The organism is Caulobacter sp. GW821-FHT12D05 (genome assembly GCF_058807295.1).
Map to the genome: position 1 here is coordinate 989,954 of NZ_JBXAQO010000001.1, position 19,464 is coordinate 1,009,417.

Annotated in this window: 17 protein-coding genes; 10 read left to right on the forward strand and 7 right to left on the reverse strand. The window is 68.4% G+C overall.

Features of this window, described 5'->3' with window-relative positions; genetic code table 11:
* Positions 1-61 precede the first annotated feature (61 nt).
* From prfB to AC1RRR_RS04280, 3 genes are all read right to left on the reverse strand, one after another.
* Positions 62-1,184 (reverse strand): peptide chain release factor 2 gene (gene prfB, locus AC1RRR_RS04270; RefSeq protein WP_454716264.1). Its coding sequence is split into 2 segments (ribosomal slippage): positions 62-1,114 and positions 1,116-1,184, totalling 1,122 coding nucleotides; the frame shifts between segments, so codons are not numbered across the junction.
* A gap of 84 nt (positions 1,185-1,268) precedes the next feature.
* A complete protein-coding gene (locus AC1RRR_RS04275; RefSeq protein WP_492810822.1) occupies positions 1,269-3,635 on the reverse strand; it encodes a penicillin-binding protein 1A in 2,367 nt (788 codons plus the stop codon).
* Between the two features lie 170 nt (positions 3,636-3,805).
* On the reverse strand, positions 3,806-4,996 hold the full coding sequence (locus AC1RRR_RS04280; RefSeq protein WP_492810824.1) for an N-acetylmuramoyl-L-alanine amidase family protein: 1,191 nt from the start codon (positions 4,994-4,996) through the stop codon (positions 3,806-3,808).
* A gap of 366 nt (positions 4,997-5,362) precedes the next feature.
* Between AC1RRR_RS04280 and AC1RRR_RS04285 the strand changes: the two genes are divergently transcribed.
* The 4 genes from AC1RRR_RS04285 (at position 5,363) to AC1RRR_RS04300 (ending at position 10,589) form a co-directional block, all read left to right on the forward strand.
* Positions 5,363-5,581: a hypothetical protein gene (locus AC1RRR_RS04285; RefSeq protein WP_291878285.1), complete on the forward strand. Its 219-nt coding sequence runs from the start codon at positions 5,363-5,365 to the stop codon at positions 5,579-5,581.
* Positions 5,505-8,261: an Rne/Rng family ribonuclease gene (locus AC1RRR_RS04290; protein ID WP_492810825.1), complete on the forward strand. Its 2,757-nt coding sequence runs from the start codon at positions 5,505-5,507 to the stop codon at positions 8,259-8,261. The genes AC1RRR_RS04285 and AC1RRR_RS04290 overlap by 77 nt, the downstream gene beginning before the upstream one ends.
* Positions 8,262-8,406: 145 nt before the next feature.
* The gene (locus tag AC1RRR_RS04295; protein ID WP_492810827.1) at positions 8,407-9,822 is read left to right on the forward strand and encodes a M48 family metalloprotease; all 1,416 of its coding nucleotides are present in this window, start codon (positions 8,407-8,409) and stop codon (positions 9,820-9,822) included.
* A gap of 26 nt (positions 9,823-9,848) precedes the next feature.
* On the forward strand, positions 9,849-10,589 hold the full coding sequence (locus AC1RRR_RS04300) for a DsbA family protein (protein ID WP_492810829.1): 741 nt from the start codon (positions 9,849-9,851) through the stop codon (positions 10,587-10,589).
* Positions 10,590-10,721: 132 nt separating this feature from the next.
* Here AC1RRR_RS04300 and AC1RRR_RS04305 read toward each other — a convergent pair whose 3' ends face one another.
* Together AC1RRR_RS04305 and thiS are read right to left on the reverse strand one after the other, a co-directional pair.
* A complete protein-coding gene (locus AC1RRR_RS04305) occupies positions 10,722-11,531 on the reverse strand; it encodes a thiazole synthase (RefSeq protein ID WP_454716272.1) in 810 nt (269 codons plus the stop codon).
* Positions 11,532-11,576: 45 nt separating this feature from the next.
* On the reverse strand, positions 11,577-11,777 hold the full coding sequence (thiS, locus tag AC1RRR_RS04310; protein WP_492810831.1) for a sulfur carrier protein ThiS: 201 nt from the start codon (positions 11,775-11,777) through the stop codon (positions 11,577-11,579).
* Between the two features lie 79 nt (positions 11,778-11,856).
* Between thiS and aroQ the strand changes: the two genes are divergently transcribed.
* The 4 genes from aroQ to aat are packed head-to-tail and all read left to right on the forward strand — an operon-like array spanning position 11,857 to position 14,892.
* Positions 11,857-12,297, forward strand: coding sequence for a type II 3-dehydroquinate dehydratase (gene aroQ / locus AC1RRR_RS04315; RefSeq protein WP_454716275.1), 441 nt, complete (start codon positions 11,857-11,859; stop codon positions 12,295-12,297).
* Between the two features lie 60 nt (positions 12,298-12,357).
* Positions 12,358-12,873 (forward strand): acetyl-CoA carboxylase biotin carboxyl carrier protein, encoded by a 516-nt coding sequence (accB, locus tag AC1RRR_RS04320; protein ID WP_492810834.1) that lies wholly within the window; start codon positions 12,358-12,360, stop codon positions 12,871-12,873.
* Positions 12,874-12,878: 5 nt separating this feature from the next.
* Positions 12,879-14,225 carry an acetyl-CoA carboxylase biotin carboxylase subunit gene (gene accC / locus AC1RRR_RS04325; RefSeq protein ID WP_223395677.1) on the forward strand — a complete coding sequence of 449 codons (1,347 nt, stop codon included), beginning with the start codon at positions 12,879-12,881 and terminating at the stop codon, positions 14,223-14,225.
* A gap of 13 nt (positions 14,226-14,238) precedes the next feature.
* On the forward strand, positions 14,239-14,892 hold the full coding sequence (aat, locus tag AC1RRR_RS04330; RefSeq protein ID WP_492810836.1) for a leucyl/phenylalanyl-tRNA--protein transferase: 654 nt from the start codon (positions 14,239-14,241) through the stop codon (positions 14,890-14,892).
* On the opposite strand, the gene AC1RRR_RS04335 is transcribed toward aat, so the two are convergent.
* Positions 14,829-15,488, reverse strand: a complete 660-nt coding sequence (locus AC1RRR_RS04335; protein ID WP_492810838.1) for a DUF2155 domain-containing protein — start codon at positions 15,486-15,488, stop codon at positions 14,829-14,831. The two genes, aat and AC1RRR_RS04335, sit on opposite strands and share 64 nt — an antisense overlap.
* 5 nt (positions 15,489-15,493) lie before the next feature.
* Positions 15,494-15,889 (reverse strand): NADH:ubiquinone oxidoreductase subunit NDUFA12, encoded by a 396-nt coding sequence (locus AC1RRR_RS04340; RefSeq protein ID WP_492810840.1) that lies wholly within the window; start codon positions 15,887-15,889, stop codon positions 15,494-15,496.
* 278 nt (positions 15,890-16,167) lie between these two features.
* Here AC1RRR_RS04340 and AC1RRR_RS04345 point away from each other — a divergent pair, with 278 nt between their 5' ends.
* Together AC1RRR_RS04345 and AC1RRR_RS04350 are read left to right on the forward strand one after the other, a co-directional pair.
* Positions 16,168-18,894, forward strand: coding sequence for a TSCPD domain-containing protein (locus AC1RRR_RS04345; protein WP_492810842.1), 2,727 nt, complete (start codon positions 16,168-16,170; stop codon positions 18,892-18,894).
* A gap of 70 nt (positions 18,895-18,964) precedes the next feature.
* Complete coding sequence (locus tag AC1RRR_RS04350; RefSeq protein ID WP_492810844.1) at positions 18,965-19,456, forward strand: pentapeptide repeat-containing protein; 492 nt, start codon at positions 18,965-18,967, stop codon at positions 19,454-19,456.
* Positions 19,457-19,464: the final 8 nt, after the last annotated feature.

The window sequence follows — 19,464 nt, forward strand, 5'->3', positions numbered from 1 at the left end:
CGCCGGCGGTTTGCAATGGTCCTCATCCTGAGCTTGTCGAAGGACGAGGACCACGCAGTGCCTAAGCCTCGCCCCCATCACGCGTGTGACCCACGCGCTGGGCCAGCGAAGCGCCCATGAAGGCGTCGAGGTCGCCGTCCAGCACCCCGGCGGTGTCGGAGGTCTCGACGTTGGTCCGCAGGTCCTTGACCATCTGGTACGGCTGCAGGACGTAGCTGCGGATCTGGTGACCCCAGCCGATGTCGGTCTTGGTGTCTTCCAGCGCCTGCTGGGCGGCTTCGCGCTTTTGCAGCTCGGCCTCGTAGAGGCGCGCGCGCAGCATCTTCCAGGCTTCCTCGCGGTTCTGGTGCTGCGAGCGGCCGGCCTGGCAGGCCACCGCGATGCCGGTCGGGATGTGCGTCAGACGCACGGCCGAGTCCGTCTTGTTGATGTGCTGACCACCGGCGCCCGAAGCGCGGTAGGTATCGGTCCGCACGTCGGACGGATTGATCTCGATCTCGATCGTGTCGTCGATCACCGGATAGACCCAGGCCGAGGCGAACGAGGTGTGGCGACGGGCGCTGGAGTCATACGGGCTGATGCGCACCAGACGGTGCACGCCAGCCTCGGTCTTCAGCCAGCCATAGGCGTTCGGGCCCTTGACCAGCAGGGTCGCGGACTTGATGCCGGCCTGGTCGCCGTCGGTCTCTTCGATCAGTTCGGTCGTCATGCCGTGGGCGTTGGCCCAGCGGGTGTACATGCGCAGCAGGATGCCGGCCCAGTCGCACGACTCGGTGCCACCGGCCCCGGAGTTGATTTCGACATAGGCGTCGTTGCCGTCGGCCTCGCCCGACAGCAGGGCTTCCAGCTCGGCGCGACCCGCGCGTTCCCGGATGGCCTTCAGCTGGGCGCGAGCATCGTTCAGGGAATCCTCGTCGGACTCCATGTCGGCCAGCTCGGCATATTCGATCGCGTCCTTGACGTCGCGCTCGATCGCCTGCACGGCCTCGACCTTGGCGGCCAGGGCGGCGCGTTCGCGCGAAACGGCTTGGGCTTCCGACGGGCGGTCCCACAGGGTCGGGTCTTCGACCCGGGCGTTCAGCTCATCGAGCTTTCGGAGGGCGACATCCCAGTCAAAGACGCCTCCTGAGCAGTCCCACGGACTGCTCGATGTCAGCCGCAGCGGCCTCGACATCCGGTCGCATCACGTTACTCCGTGACAGTGTTGAAGGGCGCGGGAGATAACGCGCGTCGCTCTCCCGCGCAATGACGTCAGTACAATCCGCGCTCTAATAGAGACCACTTAGGGGATCTGCCTTGGGCGGCGGCGGCTTGCCGGGTTGCGGCGCTTGCTGGACCGGCTGCGGCAGGCCTGGCGACAGCTGCTCGTACGGGATCGGCCCCGTCGGCGCGACCTCGACCCGCGGCTCGGTGCCCGGACGGAAGGCTTCGCGGATGCCGCGCACCATAGCGAACTTGGCCGTCTTCGGCGGCTTGAAGTCGACGATCGGCTGGCCGTCCAGCGCCACCTTCATGAAGTCGGTGAACACCGGCACGGCGTCAGTGGCGCCGGTCTCGCCTTCGCCCAGCGAGCGGTTGTCGTCGAAGCCGACGAACACACCCACCACCAGGTTCGGCGAGAAGCCGACGAACCAGGCGCTGCGATATTCGTTGGTCGTGCCGGTCTTGCCGGCCAGCGGACGGCCCAGGGAGCTGACGGCGGCGGCGGTGCCGCGCTGGACCACGCCCTGCAGCATCGAGGTGATCTGGTAGGCGGTGACCGGGTCCATGATCTGCTCGCCCGGCGCGGCGAAGCGCGGGCTCTCATCGCCGTTGAAGCCGGCCTCGCAGCGTTCGCAGTCGCGCTTGTCGGCGCGGAAGATCACTTTGCCCTCGCGGTCCTGGACCAGCTCGATCAGGTGCGGGTCCACGCGGCGGCCGCCATTGACGAAAGCGGCATAGGCGGCGGTCAGCTTGAACGGCGTCGTCTCGCCCGCGCCCAGGGCCATGGCCAGCACGGGATCCATGCTCTTCACCACGCCGGCGCGCTGGGCGAAGTCGACGATCTTCTTCATGCCGACGCCCTGGGCCAGGCGCACGGTCATGGCGTTGATCGACTGCTCCAGGCCCTTGCGCAGCGGCTGCGCCCCATAGAACTCCTTGTGGTAGTTCTCCGGGCTCCAGTCCTCGCCGTTCGCGCCCTTGAAGGTGATGGCGCTGTCGACGACGACGCTGGCGGGCGTGTAGTTGTTCTCCAGGGCCGTGGCGTAGACGAACGGCTTGAACGCCGAGCCGGGCTGGCGCATCGCCTGGGTGGCGCGGTTGAAGTTCGACAGCGAGTAGGAATAGCCGCCGACCAGGGCGACGATCCGGCCGGTATAGGGCTCCATGGCCACCATGGCGCCGTTGACGGCGGGCACCTGGCGCAGGCGGAAGCCAGCGTCGGTCTTCTCGACGAACACCAGGTCGCCGGCCTTCAGGCCCTTGCCGTTCTTGGCCCAGGCCATGTCCTCGCCAACGATCTGGCCCTCGCCCTCCTTCTTGACCAGGCGCACGCGCCCGTCATTGGAGACGACCAGGGCCGGACGCCAGTCGCGGCGCTCGGACGGAACCGGCTTGGCCAGGGCGGTCTTTTCCCAGGCCAGGTCCGTCGATTCGACGTGCCCCCAGGCGCCGCGCCAGCCGTGGCGGCGGTCGTACTTTTCCAGGCCGTCCATCAGCGCGACCCGAGCCGCCGTCTGCAGGCGCGGATCCAGGGTCGTGCGCATGTAGTAGCCGCCTTCGTTCAGGCGGGGACCCAGGGTCGCCATGCCGCGCTGGCGCACTTCCTCGACGAAATAGTCGGCGTCGCGATAGGCGGCGCGCTTGGGCGCGGCCTGGACCACCAGGTCTTCGGCCATCGCCTTGGCGGCGTCTTCCTTGGAGACCCAGCCCTGCTCGGCCATCTGGCCCAGCACCCAGTTGCGGCGCCCCAGGGCTTTGGCCTTGTTGCGGATCGGGTGGTAGTTGTCGGGCCCCTTCGGCAGCGAGGCCAGATAGGCGCACTGGGCCAGGGTCAGGTCCGGCAGCGACTTGCCGAAATAGTTGTAGGCGGCCGCGCCGACGCCGAACGAGCGATAGCCCAGCCAGATTTCGTTCAGATACAGCTCGAGGATCTGCTGCTTGGTCAGCGACTGCTCCAGGCGGTGGGCCAGGATCGCTTCCTTGAACTTGCGGCCGACCGTGGCGTCGCTGGTGAGCAGGACATTCTTGGCCACCTGCTGGGTGATCGTCGAACCGCCCTCGAGGCGACGGCCGCGGATGGCGTTGCCGACGTTCTTGATCATGGCGCGCGACAGGCCGCCCACGTCGACGCCGCCATGCTGGAAGAAGTTGCGATCCTCGGCCGCCAGGAAGGCCTGGGCCAGTTGCGGCGGGATCTGATCGTAGGGAATGAAGATCCGGCGCTCTTTGGAGTACTCGCCGATCAGGGTTCCGTCCCACGCATAGACGCGCGTGGCCGTCGGCGGACGATAGTCCTGCAGCTCACCGGCGTCGGGCATGTCGTGGAACAGCCAGGCGGCATAGATCGCGATCGCGAAGCCCGCGACGGCGATAGCCGAAAGCACTGCCACGCCCGCGATGGCCATCCATCGTTCGGTGGGTTTCAGATCCACGCGACCTCCGTCGGGCAGACCCCCTCGCCTGCCGCACACCCTTCACTAGATCGCTTGTCGCCGAACCGTAAGCGGTTTTGCGGTCGCACCTTCGCCAGGCGAAGCGCGAACGATCACCCTGTGATTAGAGCGGCGCGGGGAAAAGGGGAAGCGTAGTCCCCCTTTAAGGGTCAGGACTTCCGCAGACCCGCCGAGAAATAGGCCTCGATCGAGTCGGCCACGGCGCCCACCAGGCGGGCGCGGCTGCTCTTGGTGGTCAGGAAGGCCTCGTCGTCCGGATTGGTGATGAAGCCCATCTCCAGCAGCACGGCCGGCACGTCCGGGGCCAGCAGCACGATGAAGCCGGCGTCGCGGTGGCTGCGGCGTAGCAGCGTCGTTTCCTGGCTGACATTGGCCAGCAGCAGCTGGGCGAAGGCGGCCGAGCGGTTCTTGGTCGCGCGTTGGCTCAGGTCCAGCAGGATCTGGCTGACGGCGCGGTCGCGGCCCGGCGCATTGGCCTTCATCAGCCAATCGTCCTTCTCCAGGACCAGGCCGACCCGGTCGGTCCCCTTGTCCGAGAGCGTATAGACCGACGCCCCGCGGGTGCTGGTGTCGGGGCCCGAGTCGGCGTGCATGGAGATAAAGAGATCCGCGTCGGCGCGACGGGCGATCTGCACGCGCGATTCCAGCGGGATGAAGGTGTCGGTCTCGCGGGTCAGCACGACCTGATAACGACCCGTGCGCTCCAGACGCTCCTTCAGCGCCTTGGCGGCGGCCAGGGTCACGTCCTTCTCGAAGACATTGGCGCCCAGCGAGCCGGGATCCTTGCCGCCGTGACCGGCGTCGATGACGATGACCTTCTTCATGCGTAGCGGCGCGGCCTTGACCGGGCCGCTGGCCACGGTCAGGCGCGGCGCGTTCGGGGCGATGCTAGCGCCCTCCACGGCCTTGAGGTCGATGACATAACGATAGGCGCTGGCGCCGTCGCCGGGCGGCAGCAGGAAGCGGCGGCGAACCTCGGCCTTGCCGGCCAAATCGAGGCGCAGACGCGCGCCGCCGGCGGCCTCGTCGATGACCCAGCGCTTGACCAGGCCCTGGCCGGTGCCCTGCAGGTCGCCGGACACCAGGACGTTGGGCAGCGCCATAACCAGGCGCTGGTCGCTCATGCCGTCGGAAATCAGCTTGCCGGCCGCGGCGCGGTCCAGGTCGATGACCACGCGCGTTTCCATGCGGTCGCCGCCGAAGCGGACCTTCTGCACGCCGGCGGGCGCGGCGGGGCCTTGAGCGGTCGCCACGGCGACGCCGGCCGTCGTCAGGCCGCCGATAATCAGCGCCGCGCGGACCCAGCCCATGCGGGCCAAACTGATAAGAACCTTACGCATACCCGCCCGCGGTATCCGGAACTGGTGAACCGAACGTCAATATCGCTGGGAGGCGGTAGCCAAAGGGTTAAGTCCAGATCATCCGTCGAAAGCTTTTCTTTTGCTCGCCGATGTGGCTACAGTCCCGCCGCGTGCGGAGTCCGTGATCGTCACGACTCCCTGCGAGCCGGTTTTGCCTCGAAAGTGGTCCTGAACCTCTTCCGAAGCGAAGACGGCAGACTAGATAGTTCGAGACGCAGCTGATCTGACGGGCACGACGCCTGCCGAAACGCCGCGCCACGGGGCCCGCGTCGGGCTCAAACGCCTTCCCGGCGACGACGCGCCATCCAATCCGCGCCTGGCGCGGTAGGGACAAACGAAACCTCAATGGGCTGCGCCGCACCCGATCGCCTTTGGCACCCGATCCTCCGCAACCGCGCTGACGGTGCGACGATCGGCGACGCGCGCGCCCTTCATTCAGATCGGCGACCGGGCCTCGCGCCCGCTGCGCGCCGCGGAGACTTCCTTAATGTCGAAGAAGATGCTGATCGACGCAGCACACGCAGAAGAGACGCGTGTGGTCGTCGTGGACGGAACCCGGGTTGAAGAGTTCGACTTCGAGAGCCAGACCCGCAAACAGCTTCGCGGTAACATCTATCTCGCCAAGGTAACCCGGGTCGAACCCAGCCTGCAGGCTGCGTTCATCGAGTACGGCGGCAATCGCCACGGCTTCCTGGCCTTCAACGAGATCCACCCGGACTACTACCAGATCCCGGTCGCGGATCGCGAAGCGCTGATGCGCGACGACTCGGGCGACGACGAGGACGACACCCCGATCTCGCGCCGCGCCTCGGGCGGCGACGACGAGGACGACAACGGCGCCGATCACGCGATCGACGACGATGAAGACGACGTCGAAGAAGAGCTGGCGCGCCGCAAGCGCCGCCTGATGCGCAAGTACAAGATCCAGGAAGTGATCCGCCGCCGGCAGATCATGCTGGTTCAGGTCGTCAAGGAAGAGCGTGGCAACAAGGGCGCGGCCCTGACCACCTATCTGTCGCTGGCCGGCCGCTACGGCGTCCTGATGCCCAACACCGCCCGTGGCGGCGGCATCAGCCGCAAGATCACGGCCGTGTCCGACCGTCGTCGCCTGAAGAGCGTGGTCAACAGCCTGGACGTGCCGCAGGGCATGGGCCTGATCGTCCGCACGGCTGGCGCCAAGCGCACCAAGGCCGAGGTCAAGCGCGACTACGAATATCTGCTGCGTCTGTGGGAAAACATCCGCGACAACACGCTGCACTCGGTCGCCCCGGCGCTGATCTACGAGGAAGAAGACCTCGTCAAACGCGCCATCCGCGACATGTACGACAAGGACCTGGAGGGCATCTGGGTCGAGGGCGACGCCGGCTACAAAGAAGCGCGCGACTTCATGCGCATGCTGATGCCGAGCCAGGCCAAGAAGGTCTTCAACTACCGCGACCCGACCCCGCTGTTCGTGAAGAACAAGATCGAGGACCATCTGGCCCAGATCTATTCGCCGGTCGTGCCGCTGCGTTCGGGCGGCTATCTGGTGATCAACCAGACCGAGGCCCTGGTCGCCATCGACGTCAACTCGGGCAAGGCCACGCGCGAGCGCAACATCGAGGCCACGGCGCTCAAGACGAACGTCGAAGCCGCCGAGGAAGCCGCTCGCCAGCTGCGCCTGCGCGACCTAGCCGGCCTGATCGTCATCGACTTCATCGACATGGATGAAGGCAAGAACAACCGCACGGTCGAGAAGGTCCTGAAGGACGCGCTCAAGGACGACCGCGCCCGTATCCAGATGGGCAAGATCTCGGGCTTTGGCCTGATGGAGATCAGCCGCCAGCGTCGCCGCACCGGCGTCCTGGAAGGCACCACCCACGTCTGCGAGCACTGCGAAGGCACCGGCCGCGTCCGCTCGGTCGAGTCCAGCGCCCTGGCCGCCCTGCGCGCGGTTGAGGTCGAGGCCCTGAAGGGCTCCGGCGCCGTGATCCTCAAGGTCTCGCGTTCGGTCGGCCTCTACATCCTGAACGAAAAGCGCGCCTATCTGCAGCGCCTGCAAGCGACGCACGGCCTGCACGTCACCGTCATGGTCGACGACAGCCTGCACGCCGGCGACCAGGAGATCGAGCGCACCGAGCTGGGCGAACGCATCGCCGTCGCGCCCCCGCCTTATGTCGAGGAAGACGACGACTTCGATCCCACGGCCTTCGAGGACGAGGAAGAAGACGACGAGATCATCTCCGAAGACGACGAAGACGATATCGAGCGCGAGGACTCGGACGACGACGACGCTTCGGCCCGCAAGCAGGCCCGCGACGACGATCGTGGCGACCGCAAGGGCCGCCGTGGCCGCCGCGATCGTGGCCGTGGCCGCAACCGTCGCGACGAGCGCGAGACCGAAGGCGAGGCTCCGGCCGAAGCCGAGAGCGACGAAGAGGAGCTGGAAGGCGACGCCGAAGACCGCGCCGAATTTGGCGATGACGATGACGGCGCCCGCCGTCGTCGTCGCCGGGGCCGCCGTGGCGGCCGTCGCGGCGGTCGCGAGGACGGCGATCGTCCGACCGACGCCTTCGTCTGGATCCGTCCGCGCGTCCCGTTCGGCGAGAACGTCTTCACGTGGCACGACCCGGCGGCTTTGGTCGGCGGCAACAGCGAACCGCGCCGCCCGGCGCCGGAAGCCCGCGCCGATGACTCGGAAGTCGTCGAACGTCCGAAGCGCGCCGAGCATCCCGAGCGCGAAGAGCGTTCGGGCCGTGAACGCGGTCGTCGTGGCCGCGACCGCGGTCGTCGCAACCGCGATGAAGCGCCCGTCGCCGCCGAGACGGTTTCCGCTGTCGAAGTGGTGACTGAAGCCGCCGAACCGGCCGAGCCGTTCGAAGCCCCGATCCTGGCCCCGCCGGTGATCGCAGGCCCGCCGGCCGACGTCTGGGTCGAACTGCCCGAGACCGAGGAAGCGCCCAAGAAGCCCAAGCGCACCCGCGCTCGCGGCAAGAAGGCGACCGCCGAAGCCGCCGAGGCCGCGCCGGAAGCCGTCGAGGCCGTCGCCGAGGCCGTGACCGAGAGCGTCGCCGTGGTTCCGCCAGAACCGACCCCGGAACCGGTCGTCGAGGCTGCTCCGGAACCGGCGCCCGCGCCCGTTGCGTCAAAGACTGTCGCGCCCGAACCCGTCCTGGAGGCCGAACCGGCCGCCCCGGCCGAGCCGGACCCGAACGAGATCACCACCCCGCCCGAAAAGCCCCGCAAGGGCTGGTGGCGCCGGTAAGGTGACCTGATGCTGGCCCGCGCGTCCTTGACCGACGCGCGGGCCAAATTCGTTTCGGCGAGACCTGGAAACCCTTGTTCCCTCGCGCCGGACTTCCAAGTTAGACTGGTCGTGGTTCGCGGGGGCGCGATCTGGAGATCATTCGATGACCTCGCGTAGCGGGCGTGCCGGGAAGACGCTGGGCGTGACTTTGTCCGCCCTGGCCGTGCTCGCGTCCGGAGTTCCCCAGGTCGCCCGGGCCCAGGACGGCGGCCCCTCCCTGATCCGCGACACCGAGATCGAGGAGATCCTGCACCACGACGCCGATCCGATCTTCACGGCGGCGGGGCTGGACGCGCGGAACGTTCGCATCCTGATCATCGGCGACAAGTCCCTGAACGCCTTCGCGACCCAGGGCCTGCAGATGGGCCTCAACACCGGCCTGATCCTGCAGACCGAAAATCCCAACCAGTTGCGCGGCGTCATCGCCCACGAAACCGGACACCTGGCCGGCGGCCACCCGATCCGCTCCGACGAGATGATGAGGGCCGGGCTCAAGCCGATGATCCTGACCATGGGCCTGGGCATCCTGGCGGCCCTGGCCGGGTCCGCCGACGGCGCCGCCATGCTCCTCGGCAATGCGCAGTACGCCGGGGCGCTTGGCGCTCTCGGCTATAGCCGCGAACAGGAATCGCGCGCCGACCAGGCCGGCGCCGGCTTCCTGGAAGCCACCAATCAGTCGGGCCGCGGGCTCGTCGAGTTCTTCGACAACTTCCGCTACCAGGAGGTCTTCGACCAGGCCCGGCGCTTCGCCTATTTCCGCAGCCACCCCCTGTCGTCCGAACGGATCGAGGTGCTGCGCAGCCGCGTCGAGCGCCAGCCGCACTACAGCGCCGTCGACACGCCGGAAGACCTGGCCCAGCACGAGGTGATGAAGGCCAAGCTGGAAGGGTTCCTGAACCCACAGGTCGCCTTGATGAAGTACAAGGAAACCGACACCGGCTTCCCGGCCCGCTACGCGCGCGCCATCGCCTACTACCAGATGAAGGACCCCGACCGGGCCCTGAACCTGCTGCAGCCGCTGATCGACCAGCACCCCGACAATCCCTATCTGTGGGAGCTGAAGGGCCAGATCCTGTTCGAATTCAACCGCATCGCCCTGGCCGAGGAGCCGCAGCGCAAGTCGGTGCAGCTCAAGCCCGACGCCGCCCTGCTGCGCATCAATCTGGGCCAGACCCTGATCAGTCTGAACGATCCCGCCAAGATCGAGGAAGGCGTCCAGGAGCTGAAGCGCAGCCTGCTGAACGATCCCGACAACGCCGTCACCTGGCGCCTGCTGGCCCAGGCCTACGACACCCAGAAGAAGGACGGCCAGGCCCGCCTGGCTACCGCCGAGCAGTATTATTCGCTAGGCGCCGTGCGCGAAGCCAAGGTCTTCGCCATGCGGGCCCGCGAACTGCTGACCAAGAACACGCCCGAATGGCGTCGGGCCACCGACATCGTCCTGGCCTCGCGACCGACCAACCAGGAACTGAAAGACCTGGCCAAGGAAGGCCTCGCCCAATCCAACCTGGCCCAATAGGGCCCTCTCCTATTTCCGAGATCTCGATGACCGTCTTCCGTCGCGCCGCGACCCTCGCCGTTCCGTTCGCCATCGCCGGCCTGACCCTCGCGGGCTGCGGCCCGGCCAAGCCCGACAAGGCATTCGGCGAGAAGGTCCGCGCCTATCTGCTCGAGCACCCCGAAGTGCTGATGGAAGCCAGCCAGAAACTGCAGGAAAAGCAGGCCAAGCAGCAGGCCGTCTCGGCCCAGCAGGCGATCGGCCAGTATCGCCAGGCTATTGAGCGCGACCCGCGCGACGTCGTCATCAACCCGAATGGTTCGATCACGGTCACCGAGTTCTTCGACTACCGCTGCGGCTACTGCCGCCACGCCGCACACGAGATCGTCGAGCTGGTGCAGAAGAACCCCGACGTGCGCCTGGTGCTGAAGGACTTCGTGATCTTCGGCAACGACAGCGAGGCCGCCGCCCGCCTGATGCTGGGCGCCAAGGACCAGGGCAAGAGCCTGGAGCTCTACAAGGCCCTGATGGCCGAGAACGCCCTGGACGCCGCCGGCGCCCTGCGCATCGCGCAAGGCATGGGTATCGACATGGCCAAGGCCCGAGCCGCCGGCGAAAGCCAGGCAGTCACCCAGCACCTGGCCGACACCGAAGCCCTGGCCAAGACCCTGCAACTCTCCGGCACCCCGGCCTTCATCGTCGGCGACACCCTGATCCCGGGCGCCGACATCAACGCGCTGAAGCTGGCGATCGAGCAGACGCGGTCGGGTAAGGCGAAGGCGGGCTGATCCACCTCACCGATCATCCCCGCGAAAGCGAGGATCCAAGCCGAGTCTGGAGATTCTCTCCTACCTTCGAGGCGAGCTGATCTGCCGCTTGGATCCCCGCTTTCGCGGGGATAGTCGGCGTTGGGGTTGGAGCTAGATCAACCCCGCCAGCGGCGAGCTGGGATCGGCATACAGCCGCTTCTGCATCCGCCCGGCCAGATACGCCTCACGCCCCGCGATGACCGCGTGTTTCATGGCCTTGGCCATGCGGATCGGGTCCTTGGCTTCGGCGATGGCGGTGTTCATCAGGATGGCGTCGCAGCCCAGTTCCATGCCGATCGCCGCGTCCGAGGCCGTGCCGACGCCGGCGTCGACCAGGACCGGGACCTTAGCGTTCTCGACGATGATCCGCAGGTTGACTCGGTTCTGGATGCCCAGCCCTGAGCCGATCGGCGCGCCCAGCGGCATGATCGCCACGGCGCCGGCCTCTTCCAGCTTGCGGGCATAGACTGGATCGTCCGAGCAGTAGACCATCACCTGGAAACCCTCGGCGACCAACAGCTTCAGCGAGCGCAGGGTCTCTTCCATGTCCGGGAACAGGGTCTTGGGGTCGCTGAGGACCTCCAGCTTGACCAGGTCCCAGCCGCCGGCCTCGCGGGCCAGGCGCAGGGTGCGCACGGCGTCCTCGCCGGTGAAGCAGCCCGCAGTGTTGGGCAGATAGGTGAATTCGGTGGGCTTGATGTAGTCGACCAGCAGCGGCTGGGTCGGGTCGGTCAGGTTCACGCGGCGCACGGCCACGGTGACGATCTCGGCCCCGGCCGCGCGGGCGGCGGCGGCGTTGGTCGCATAGTCCTTGTACTTGCCCGTGCCGACGATCAGGCGCGAGCGGAAGGTGCGGCCGGCGACGGTCCAGGTTTCGTCGGCGTCAGCGACGGCGGAGTCGGGGGAAACGTGCGCGTTCATGCGGTCGGTTTACGCCCCGTCAGCCCGCGTTTCAAATGCGGATGATCAACCGCCGCCGATGAAAGTGACGATCTCGATGCGGTCGCCGTCCGTCAGCGCGGTCTCGGCATAGGTCGAGCGTGGGGCGATCTCGAGGTTGCGCTCGACCGCCACCTTGCGGGCGTCCAGGCCCAGGGCGGCCACCAGATCGGCGATCGTGACCACCTCGGCCACGTCCCGCTCTTCCCCGTTCAGCAAAAGCCTCATCTCACCTCCGAAGCGAGCCGTGCTTGTGACCCGGCGGAACCGGCTATACAAGACCTCCCGGAATCGACGGCGGAGCCGCATGGTAAAACCGATCCACGTGCTGAGCGGACCCAATCTCAACCTGTTGGGGACCCGCGAGCCCGAGATTTATGGCAAGGACACGCTCGACGATGTCCGTGCGCGCTGTGAGGCGCGGGCGGCTTCGCGTGGCGTCGAGGTGGTTTTCCGCCAGTCCAACCATGAGGGTGTGCTGATCGATTGGGTGCAGGAGGCGCGTGAGTCGGCCTCGGCCCTGATCCTCAATCCGGCCGGCTACGGCCACACCTCGATCGCGCTTCTGGATGCGCTCAAGACCTTGAGCATCCCGGTGATCGAGTGCCACCTGTCCAACCCGGCGGCGCGGGAGGAATTCCGCCGCCACACCTATGTGTCGCTGGCCGCTACGGGGATCGTCTCCGGCTTCGGCGCGGCGAGTTATGAACTGGCGATCGAGGCCGCTTTCGGCCTGATCCGCGTTTAGCAACGATAACGCCCGGCGTTTTCCGCCGCCGGGGCGCTCAGAAGAACAAGGTAAGCTTCCATGTCGAACCCCAAGGCCCCCGCCGATCCGGTCGAAGCTCCGGCCATCGACGCCCGTCTGGTCCGCAAGCTGGCGGACATCCTGAAGGACACGGGCCTGTCCGAGATCGAAGTCGAGCACGCCGGCCTCAAGATCCGCGTCGCCCGCGAACTGCACGCCGCGCCGGTCAACTACGTCCAGGCCGCCGCCCCGGCCTATGCGCCTGCTCCGGTCGCCGCCCCGGCCCCGGTCGCCGCCGCCGCGCCCGCCGCTGAAGCCGCTCCGGCTCCGGCCGCCGCTCGTGGCGACGCCGTGAAGTCGCCGATGGTCGGCACCGCCTACCTGTCGCCGCAGCCGGGCGCCGACGCCTTCATCAAGGTCGGCGATACGGTCTCGGCCGGCCAGACCCTGCTGATCGTCGAAGCCATGAAGACCATGAACCCGATCTCGGCCCCCAAGGCCGGCAAGATCGTCGAGATCCTGGTTGAGGACGCCCAGCCCGTCGAGTTCGGCGAGCCGCTCGTCGTCATCGAGTAACGCTCATGTTCGACAAGATCCTCATCGCGAACCGGGGCGAGATCGCGCTCCGGGTTCACCGCGCCTGCAAGGAAATGGGCATCGCCACCGTGGCGGTCCACTCCGAGGCCGACCGCAACTCCATGTGGGTGCGCCTGGCGGACGAAAGCGTCTGCATCGGCCCCGCGCCAGCCGCCAAGAGCTACCTGAACATCCCGTCGATCATCGCGGCGGCCGAGATCACCGGCGCCCAGGGTATCCACCCGGGCTACGGCTTCCTGTCGGAGAATGCCCGCTTCGCCGAGATCGTCGGCGCGCACGGCTTCACCTTCATCGGCCCGAAGCCCGAGCACATCCGGATGATGGGCGACAAGATCACCGCCAAGCAGGCCGTGAAGGACGCCGGCATTCCGGTCGTCCCCGGCTCGGATGGCGGCGTCTCGACCGAGGAAGAGGCCTTCGAGGCCGCCGAGAAGATCGGCTTCCCCGTGCTGATCAAGGCCGCCGCCGGCGGTGGCGGTCGCGGCATGAAGGTCGCCCAGACGCGTGAAGACTTGGCCGAAGCCGTCTCGACGGCCCGCGCCGAGGCTCGCGCCGCGTTCGGCGACGACACGGTCTATATGGAGCGCTACCTCCAGAAGCCGCGCCACATCGAGCTGCAGGTCATCGCCGACAGCCACGGCAACGTGGTTCACCTGGGCGAACGCGACTGCTCCCTGCAGCGCCGCCACCAGAAGGTGCTGGAAGAAGCCCCCTCGCCGGCCCTGTCGGCCGAAGGCCGCGCCAAGATCGGCAAGGTCGTCGTCGACGCCGTCAAGGCCATCGGCTACCTGGGCGTCGGGACCATCGAGTTCCTGTGGGAGAACGACGAGTTCTTCTTCATCGAGATGAACACCCGCCTGCAGGTCGAGCACCCGGTCACCGAAGCCATCACCGGCATCGATCTGGTCCGTGAGCAGATCCGCATCGCCGCCGGCCTGCCGCTGTCGTTCACCCAGGAAGACGTCGTCTTCGAGGGCCACGCCATCGAGTGCCGGATCAACGCCGAGAACGCGCGGACCTTCACGCCCTCGCCCGGCACGATCACCGACTTCCACGCTCCCGGCGGTCTGGGTGTTCGCCTGGATTCGGCGATCTACACCGGCTATGCGATCCCGCCCTATTACGACAGCCTGATCGGCAAGCTGATCGTGCACGGCCGCGACCGCGCCGAGTGCATCGCCCGCCTGAAGCGCTGCCTGGGCGAAATGGTCGTCGGCGGCGTCGAGACCACGATCCCGCTGTTCCAGGACCTGCTGGTGCAGCCCGACATCCTGGCCGGCGACTACGACATCCACTGGCTGGAACGCTGGATCAAAGCCCAGGAAGCCTAGTCCAGGCGCAACTATGGAAGACGCCTTCACGGTCGACGACCTGATCGCCTGCTACGCGCGTGGCGTCTTCCCCATGGCCGACGCCCGAGAGGACGAAAGCCTGTTCCTGATCGATCCCGAGCGGCGGGGCGTCCTGCCGCTCGGGGACTTTCACATCCCCAAGCGCCTGGCCCGCACCGTTCGCAACGGTCCCTACGAGGTCAAGATCGACACCGCCTTCGACGCGGTGATCGAGGGCTGCGCGGCCTCCAAGCCGGGCCGGGTCGACACCTGGATCAACCACCCCATCCAGCGCCTCTACGGCCAGCTCTACGCGCGTGGCCTGGCCCATAGCGTCGAGACCTGGGAAGGCGACCAGCTGGTCGGCGGCCTGTACGGCGTGGCTCTAGGCGGAGCGTTCTTCGGCGAGAGCATGTTCTCGACGGCGCGCGACGCCAGCAAGGTGGCGCTGGTGCACCTGGTCGCCCGGCTGGTGGCCGGCGGTTATCAGCTGCTCGACACCCAGTTCCTGACCGATCACCTGACGCAGTTCGGGACGATCGAGATCAGTCGCGCGGACTATCGCCGGCGGCTGGCCAAGGCCCTGCTGGCGCCTGGCGACTTCTACGGCTTGGCGGGCGGGGCGACCGGCAGCGACTGCTTGCAGGCGATCAGCCAGGCGTCATAGACCGGGTGCTCCAGCGGGTGCAGGCCCGGCGTGCTGGCGTACATCCAACCCTTGTAGACTTGGCGTCCCGGAGGCGCGGCGCGGCCGGCCTGGGCCTTGGGCTGGGTGTCTATGACGACATAGGCCGAGGTTTCCGGCGCGATCTCGTCCGACGCGGCCGTCTCGCAGGCGCGGACGGTGAAGATCAGGGTCTTGTAGCGGATCGGCTGGCCCACAGGGACCTCGAACCGCATGGTCTCGGTCGTGACCTTGTCCAGCGCCTGGACGATGGCCACCGAGTAGCGCAGGCGCTTGGCGGGTTCGACCGGCTTGGCCGGGGTCGTCGGCTTGGGCGTCGCCACCGCGCCGGGCTTGGGCGAGGCCGGCGGCACAGGATTGGCGACCGCCGGGGTCACTTGGACTGGCTGGGCCTCGCCGGCCGGCGTCGGCGCGGGGGCCGGACGCGGCGCGGGCTGAGCCTGCGGGGCCAGGGGCGCGGCCGGCGGCTGGTACGTCGAGTTCTGGCGCGCCAGGGCGGCGCCCGTCACGGTCAAGCCGGACAGGGCCGCCCCAACCGAGAGAAAAGAGACGGCGACCAGGGACGCCCGACGGGCCATGCGGCTTATTCCGGCTTCCAGGCTTCGTAGTCGCTGGTGGCGACCGCGCGTTCGCCGCCACGGGTCAGCGAGCCCTTCGGACGCCAGGCGTGCACGGTGCCGGTCAGGTTGGGCAGGTGATCCTTTTCCCACGCGCGGCGCGGCAGCGGTACCTGGGTCGGCGGCTCGTCAAAGGTGTAGTGCAGCCAGCCGCTCCAGTCCGGCGGCACCTTCGAGGCTTCGGCATAGCCGTTGTAGATCACCCAGCGGCGCTTGCGCTGATCGTAGCTGTCGCTGTTGTCGCGGGCTTCGAAGTAGCGGTTGCCCTGCTCGTCCTGACCGATGAACACGCCACGGCGGCCGATATGGAAGCGCTGACCCAGGGTCGCGCCATTCCACCACGTGAAGATCGCTTTCAGCACTACGTTCGCACCTGAAATTGCAAGGCTTTGGCTCACCACGAGACGCGTGGCGAAGCGGCCGGAACATAGCGCCCCGGGCTCGCAGCGTCCAGCGCCGCTAGGTCAGGGCCAACTTCAACATCTTGTGGATTAGAGGCCCGCGACCCACGACATCTATTGAGGGTCGGCGATCGAGGTTCTAGCTTGGGGTGCGACCTTACGCGCATCCCGACGGCACGGAATCAGTCGTTAGGGATTTGGTAAGATATCACGACCGCCGCCCGGACCGGAACTCGCCCATGCGCACGCCCGCCAAAGCCGCCGGACTTGTCCCCGCCATGGAATGGCGCGACCTCGAACGCGCCGACGAGATCGTGGTGGTCTCCGCCCCGCCTACCTGGAGCGACGCCCGTGTCGAGGCCTGGCTGGACTGGGCCGGCGAGATTGAGCCCAAGGCGCCGCTGGGCGGCGGACCGGCTCGTTACGCAGAGCGCATCGCCCAGGCGGGTCTCTCGCGCGGCCTGTTCGGCGACAAGGCCGACGCCAACGCTTTCCGTGAAGCTCTGCTGGCCACCATGCTGGCGGGCGTCGCCACGCCGGCCATCGGCCAGGCCGGCCTGGAGCTGCTGCCCGACATCGGCGAGTTCGAATTCCAGAGCGCGGTGAAGACCACCTTGGCTCAGCGCCGCGGTCGCCTGCTGGCCGCCCAGGCCGCCGCGCGCCTGGACGCCGCCCTGGCCCAGGTCGCCGACGCCGTCCGCCGCTGCTCGGGCGACGCCCGCGCCTGCAGCGACGTGCGCAAGAACCCCGCCCTGGCCCGCGCCGCCCGCAAGGCCCGCGAGCTGGGCGCCGACGACCGCACCATTCTCGACGCTATCGCCACCGCCGACATCCCGCGCCCGGCGCTGGGCGAGCAAGCCCCCGAGCGTGAGCTCTCGATGGTCGCCTCGGCCTCGCGCCAGGCCGTCGCCGCCGGCGACGAGGCCTCGGCCCTGGCCGCGCAGGTCGGCTGGGAGACCAGCGCCCTGACCCTGGCCCTGTCGCCGACCGACGCCGAGCTGGTCTCGCGCGGCGCGGGCGTCAGCGCCGCCATCGACGCCAGCGCCTTCCTCGATGACGACGGTTTCGACGTCGAGCGCTTCACCTATGTCTGCCACCTGTGGGGCACGGCCCTGGAGCTGGCGCGCGGCGACCGCCCTGCCCGCCTAGGCCTGGCCGGCGTCGGCGACTGCCTGCTGACGCAAGGGTGGGCCCAGACCAGCATCGAGGGCCGCGACGGCGCCGCCGCGCTGTGGGCCCTGGCCGTCGGCGCGGCCCTGTCGGCCAGCGCCGAGGCCGCCGCCGTCCTCGGCCCGGACGAAGCCTTCGCCCAGGACAAGCAGAGCATCCTCAAGGGCGTCGCCGAACGTCGTGTCCGCGCCGCCGCCCTGCGCTCGGCCCTGGCCACCGAGGCCGCCGCGTCGCTGGCCACGGCCCACGCCCTGGCCCGCAAGCACGGCCTGCGCTCGGCCGCCCTGGTCGGTCCGTTCGAGGACGCCGAGGCCTCCCTGCGCCTGGGCGGCGCCCCGGTCGGCCCGGCTGGCGCGGTGTCGCCGGTGTCGGTCACCCAGACCGCTGACGGCTGGCTGCTGCCCGCCTTCAGCCCCGCCGCCTTCGAGGCCCTGTCGACCGAAGGCGTCGACCTGGACGCCGCTCGCCGCCACGCCCTGGGCCACGGCTCACTGCTGGACAGCCCCGCCATCGACCACGTGATGCTGCAAGCGCGCGGCTTCACCGCCCACGAGATCGAGAAGGCCGAGAACGCCCTTCGCGAGCATCACGGCATCCGCGCGGCCTTTGCCCCGGCCGTGGTCGGCGCGGGCTTCCTGCGCGACGTGCTGGGGGCCTCGGCCGAGGACGTGGCGCGCCGCGACTTCGACACCCTGGCCTTCGCCGACTTCTCGGCCACCGAGATCGCCACCGCCGAACGCCACGCCCTGGGCGCGGGCACGCTGGGCGACTGCGAGGCGCTGAACCCGGACCTGCGCGAGGCCTTCCGCTCGATCGAGACCCCGGCCTTCGCCGAGCGCCTGGCCATGCTGGCCGCCGTCGAGAGCTTCGCCTGCCTGCCCTCGCCCGTCACCGTGCCGGTGGCCTTCGACAGCCGCCCGGCCGACGCCGTCCGCGCCCAGGCCGCCGCCGCTCGCGCCGGGATCCGCGCGCTACGCCTGCAACGCGCCACCGCGCCGGTCGACTTCAAGCTAGACCTGCCGGAGGAAGCCGCCCCTGAGCCGGCCCGCGCCGCTGCACCCGTCCGTGAGCCGGTCGTCACCGAACGCGTGGTCGAAAAGATCGTCGAGCGCGACCGCGCCCGTCGCCGCCTGCCCGACCGCCGCAAGGGCTATATCCAGAAGGCGGCCGTCGGCGGCCACAAGGTCTATCTGCACACCGGCGAGTACGAGGACGGCGAGCTGGGCGAGCTGTTCATCGACATGCACAAGGAAGGCGCGGCGTTCCGCAGCCTGATGAACAACTTCGCCATCGCCGTGTCGCTGGGCCTGCAGCACGGCGTGCCGCTGGAAGAGTTCGTCGACGCCTTCGTCTACACCAAGTTCGAGCCAGCGGGTCCGGTGTCGGGCAACGACTCGATCAAGTCGGCCACCTCGATCCTGGACTACATCTTCCGCGAGCTGGGCGTGTCGTATCTGGGTCGCGACGACCTGGCCAATGGCGACAGCGGCCAGTTCAACGCCGACGGCCTGGGCTGGGGCAAGCCGCTGGAGGACGACGAGATCGACGATGTCGGCCTGGACCCCGTCCTGGCCAGCAAGTTCATCTCCAAGGGCTTCTCGCGCGGCGCCACGCCCGACAACCTGGTCTTCGCCTCGTTCGGCCGCAAAAGGCTCGAGGGCGCGGATCGCCCCGGCGCCGAGGGCGAGATGTGCCCGGCCTGCGGCGACCTCTCGCTGATCCGTCGTGGCGGCCTGACCGTCTGTGACACCTGCGGGGCGCAGTCGGATCGCCCAGGTCCTGTCGCCTCGTCGTAGGCCGTTCGGCTGGCATTAAGGTTGCTGCGTCAGGGTGAATGCGATCCTTTCGCGTAGGACCTGCGCCAGAATGAAACCGTTTGCCCTTATCGCCGTGCTCGCGGCGCTGACCGCCGCGACGACCGCCAGCGCCCAGAACGCCGGCCAGATTTCGGCCGTGCGCAACGGCGCCAACTGCCCGCGCTGCAACCTGTTCCAGGCCGACCTGTCGAACCTGGAGCTGAAGAACAAGAACCTGGCGGGCGCCCGCCTGCGCCAGGCCGACTTCTCGACGGCAGTCATGAACCGCACCAGCTTCGCCGGCGGCGACCTGCGCGACGTCAACGCCTATGGCGCGGTGCTGACCGGCGCCAGCTTCGCCCGCGCCGACCTGACCAACGCCAGCTTCGTCGGCGCCTATCTGCAGGGCGCGAACTTCTCGGGCGCGCGACTGTCGGGCGTAAATTTCTCGGGCGCCGAGATGAACCGCGCCGTGGGTCTCAGCCAAGGCCAGTTGAACGGCGCCTGCGGCGACGACTCCACGTTGCTGCCACGTGGTCTTTCCATTCCGCGCTGCCGTTAAATCCCCGT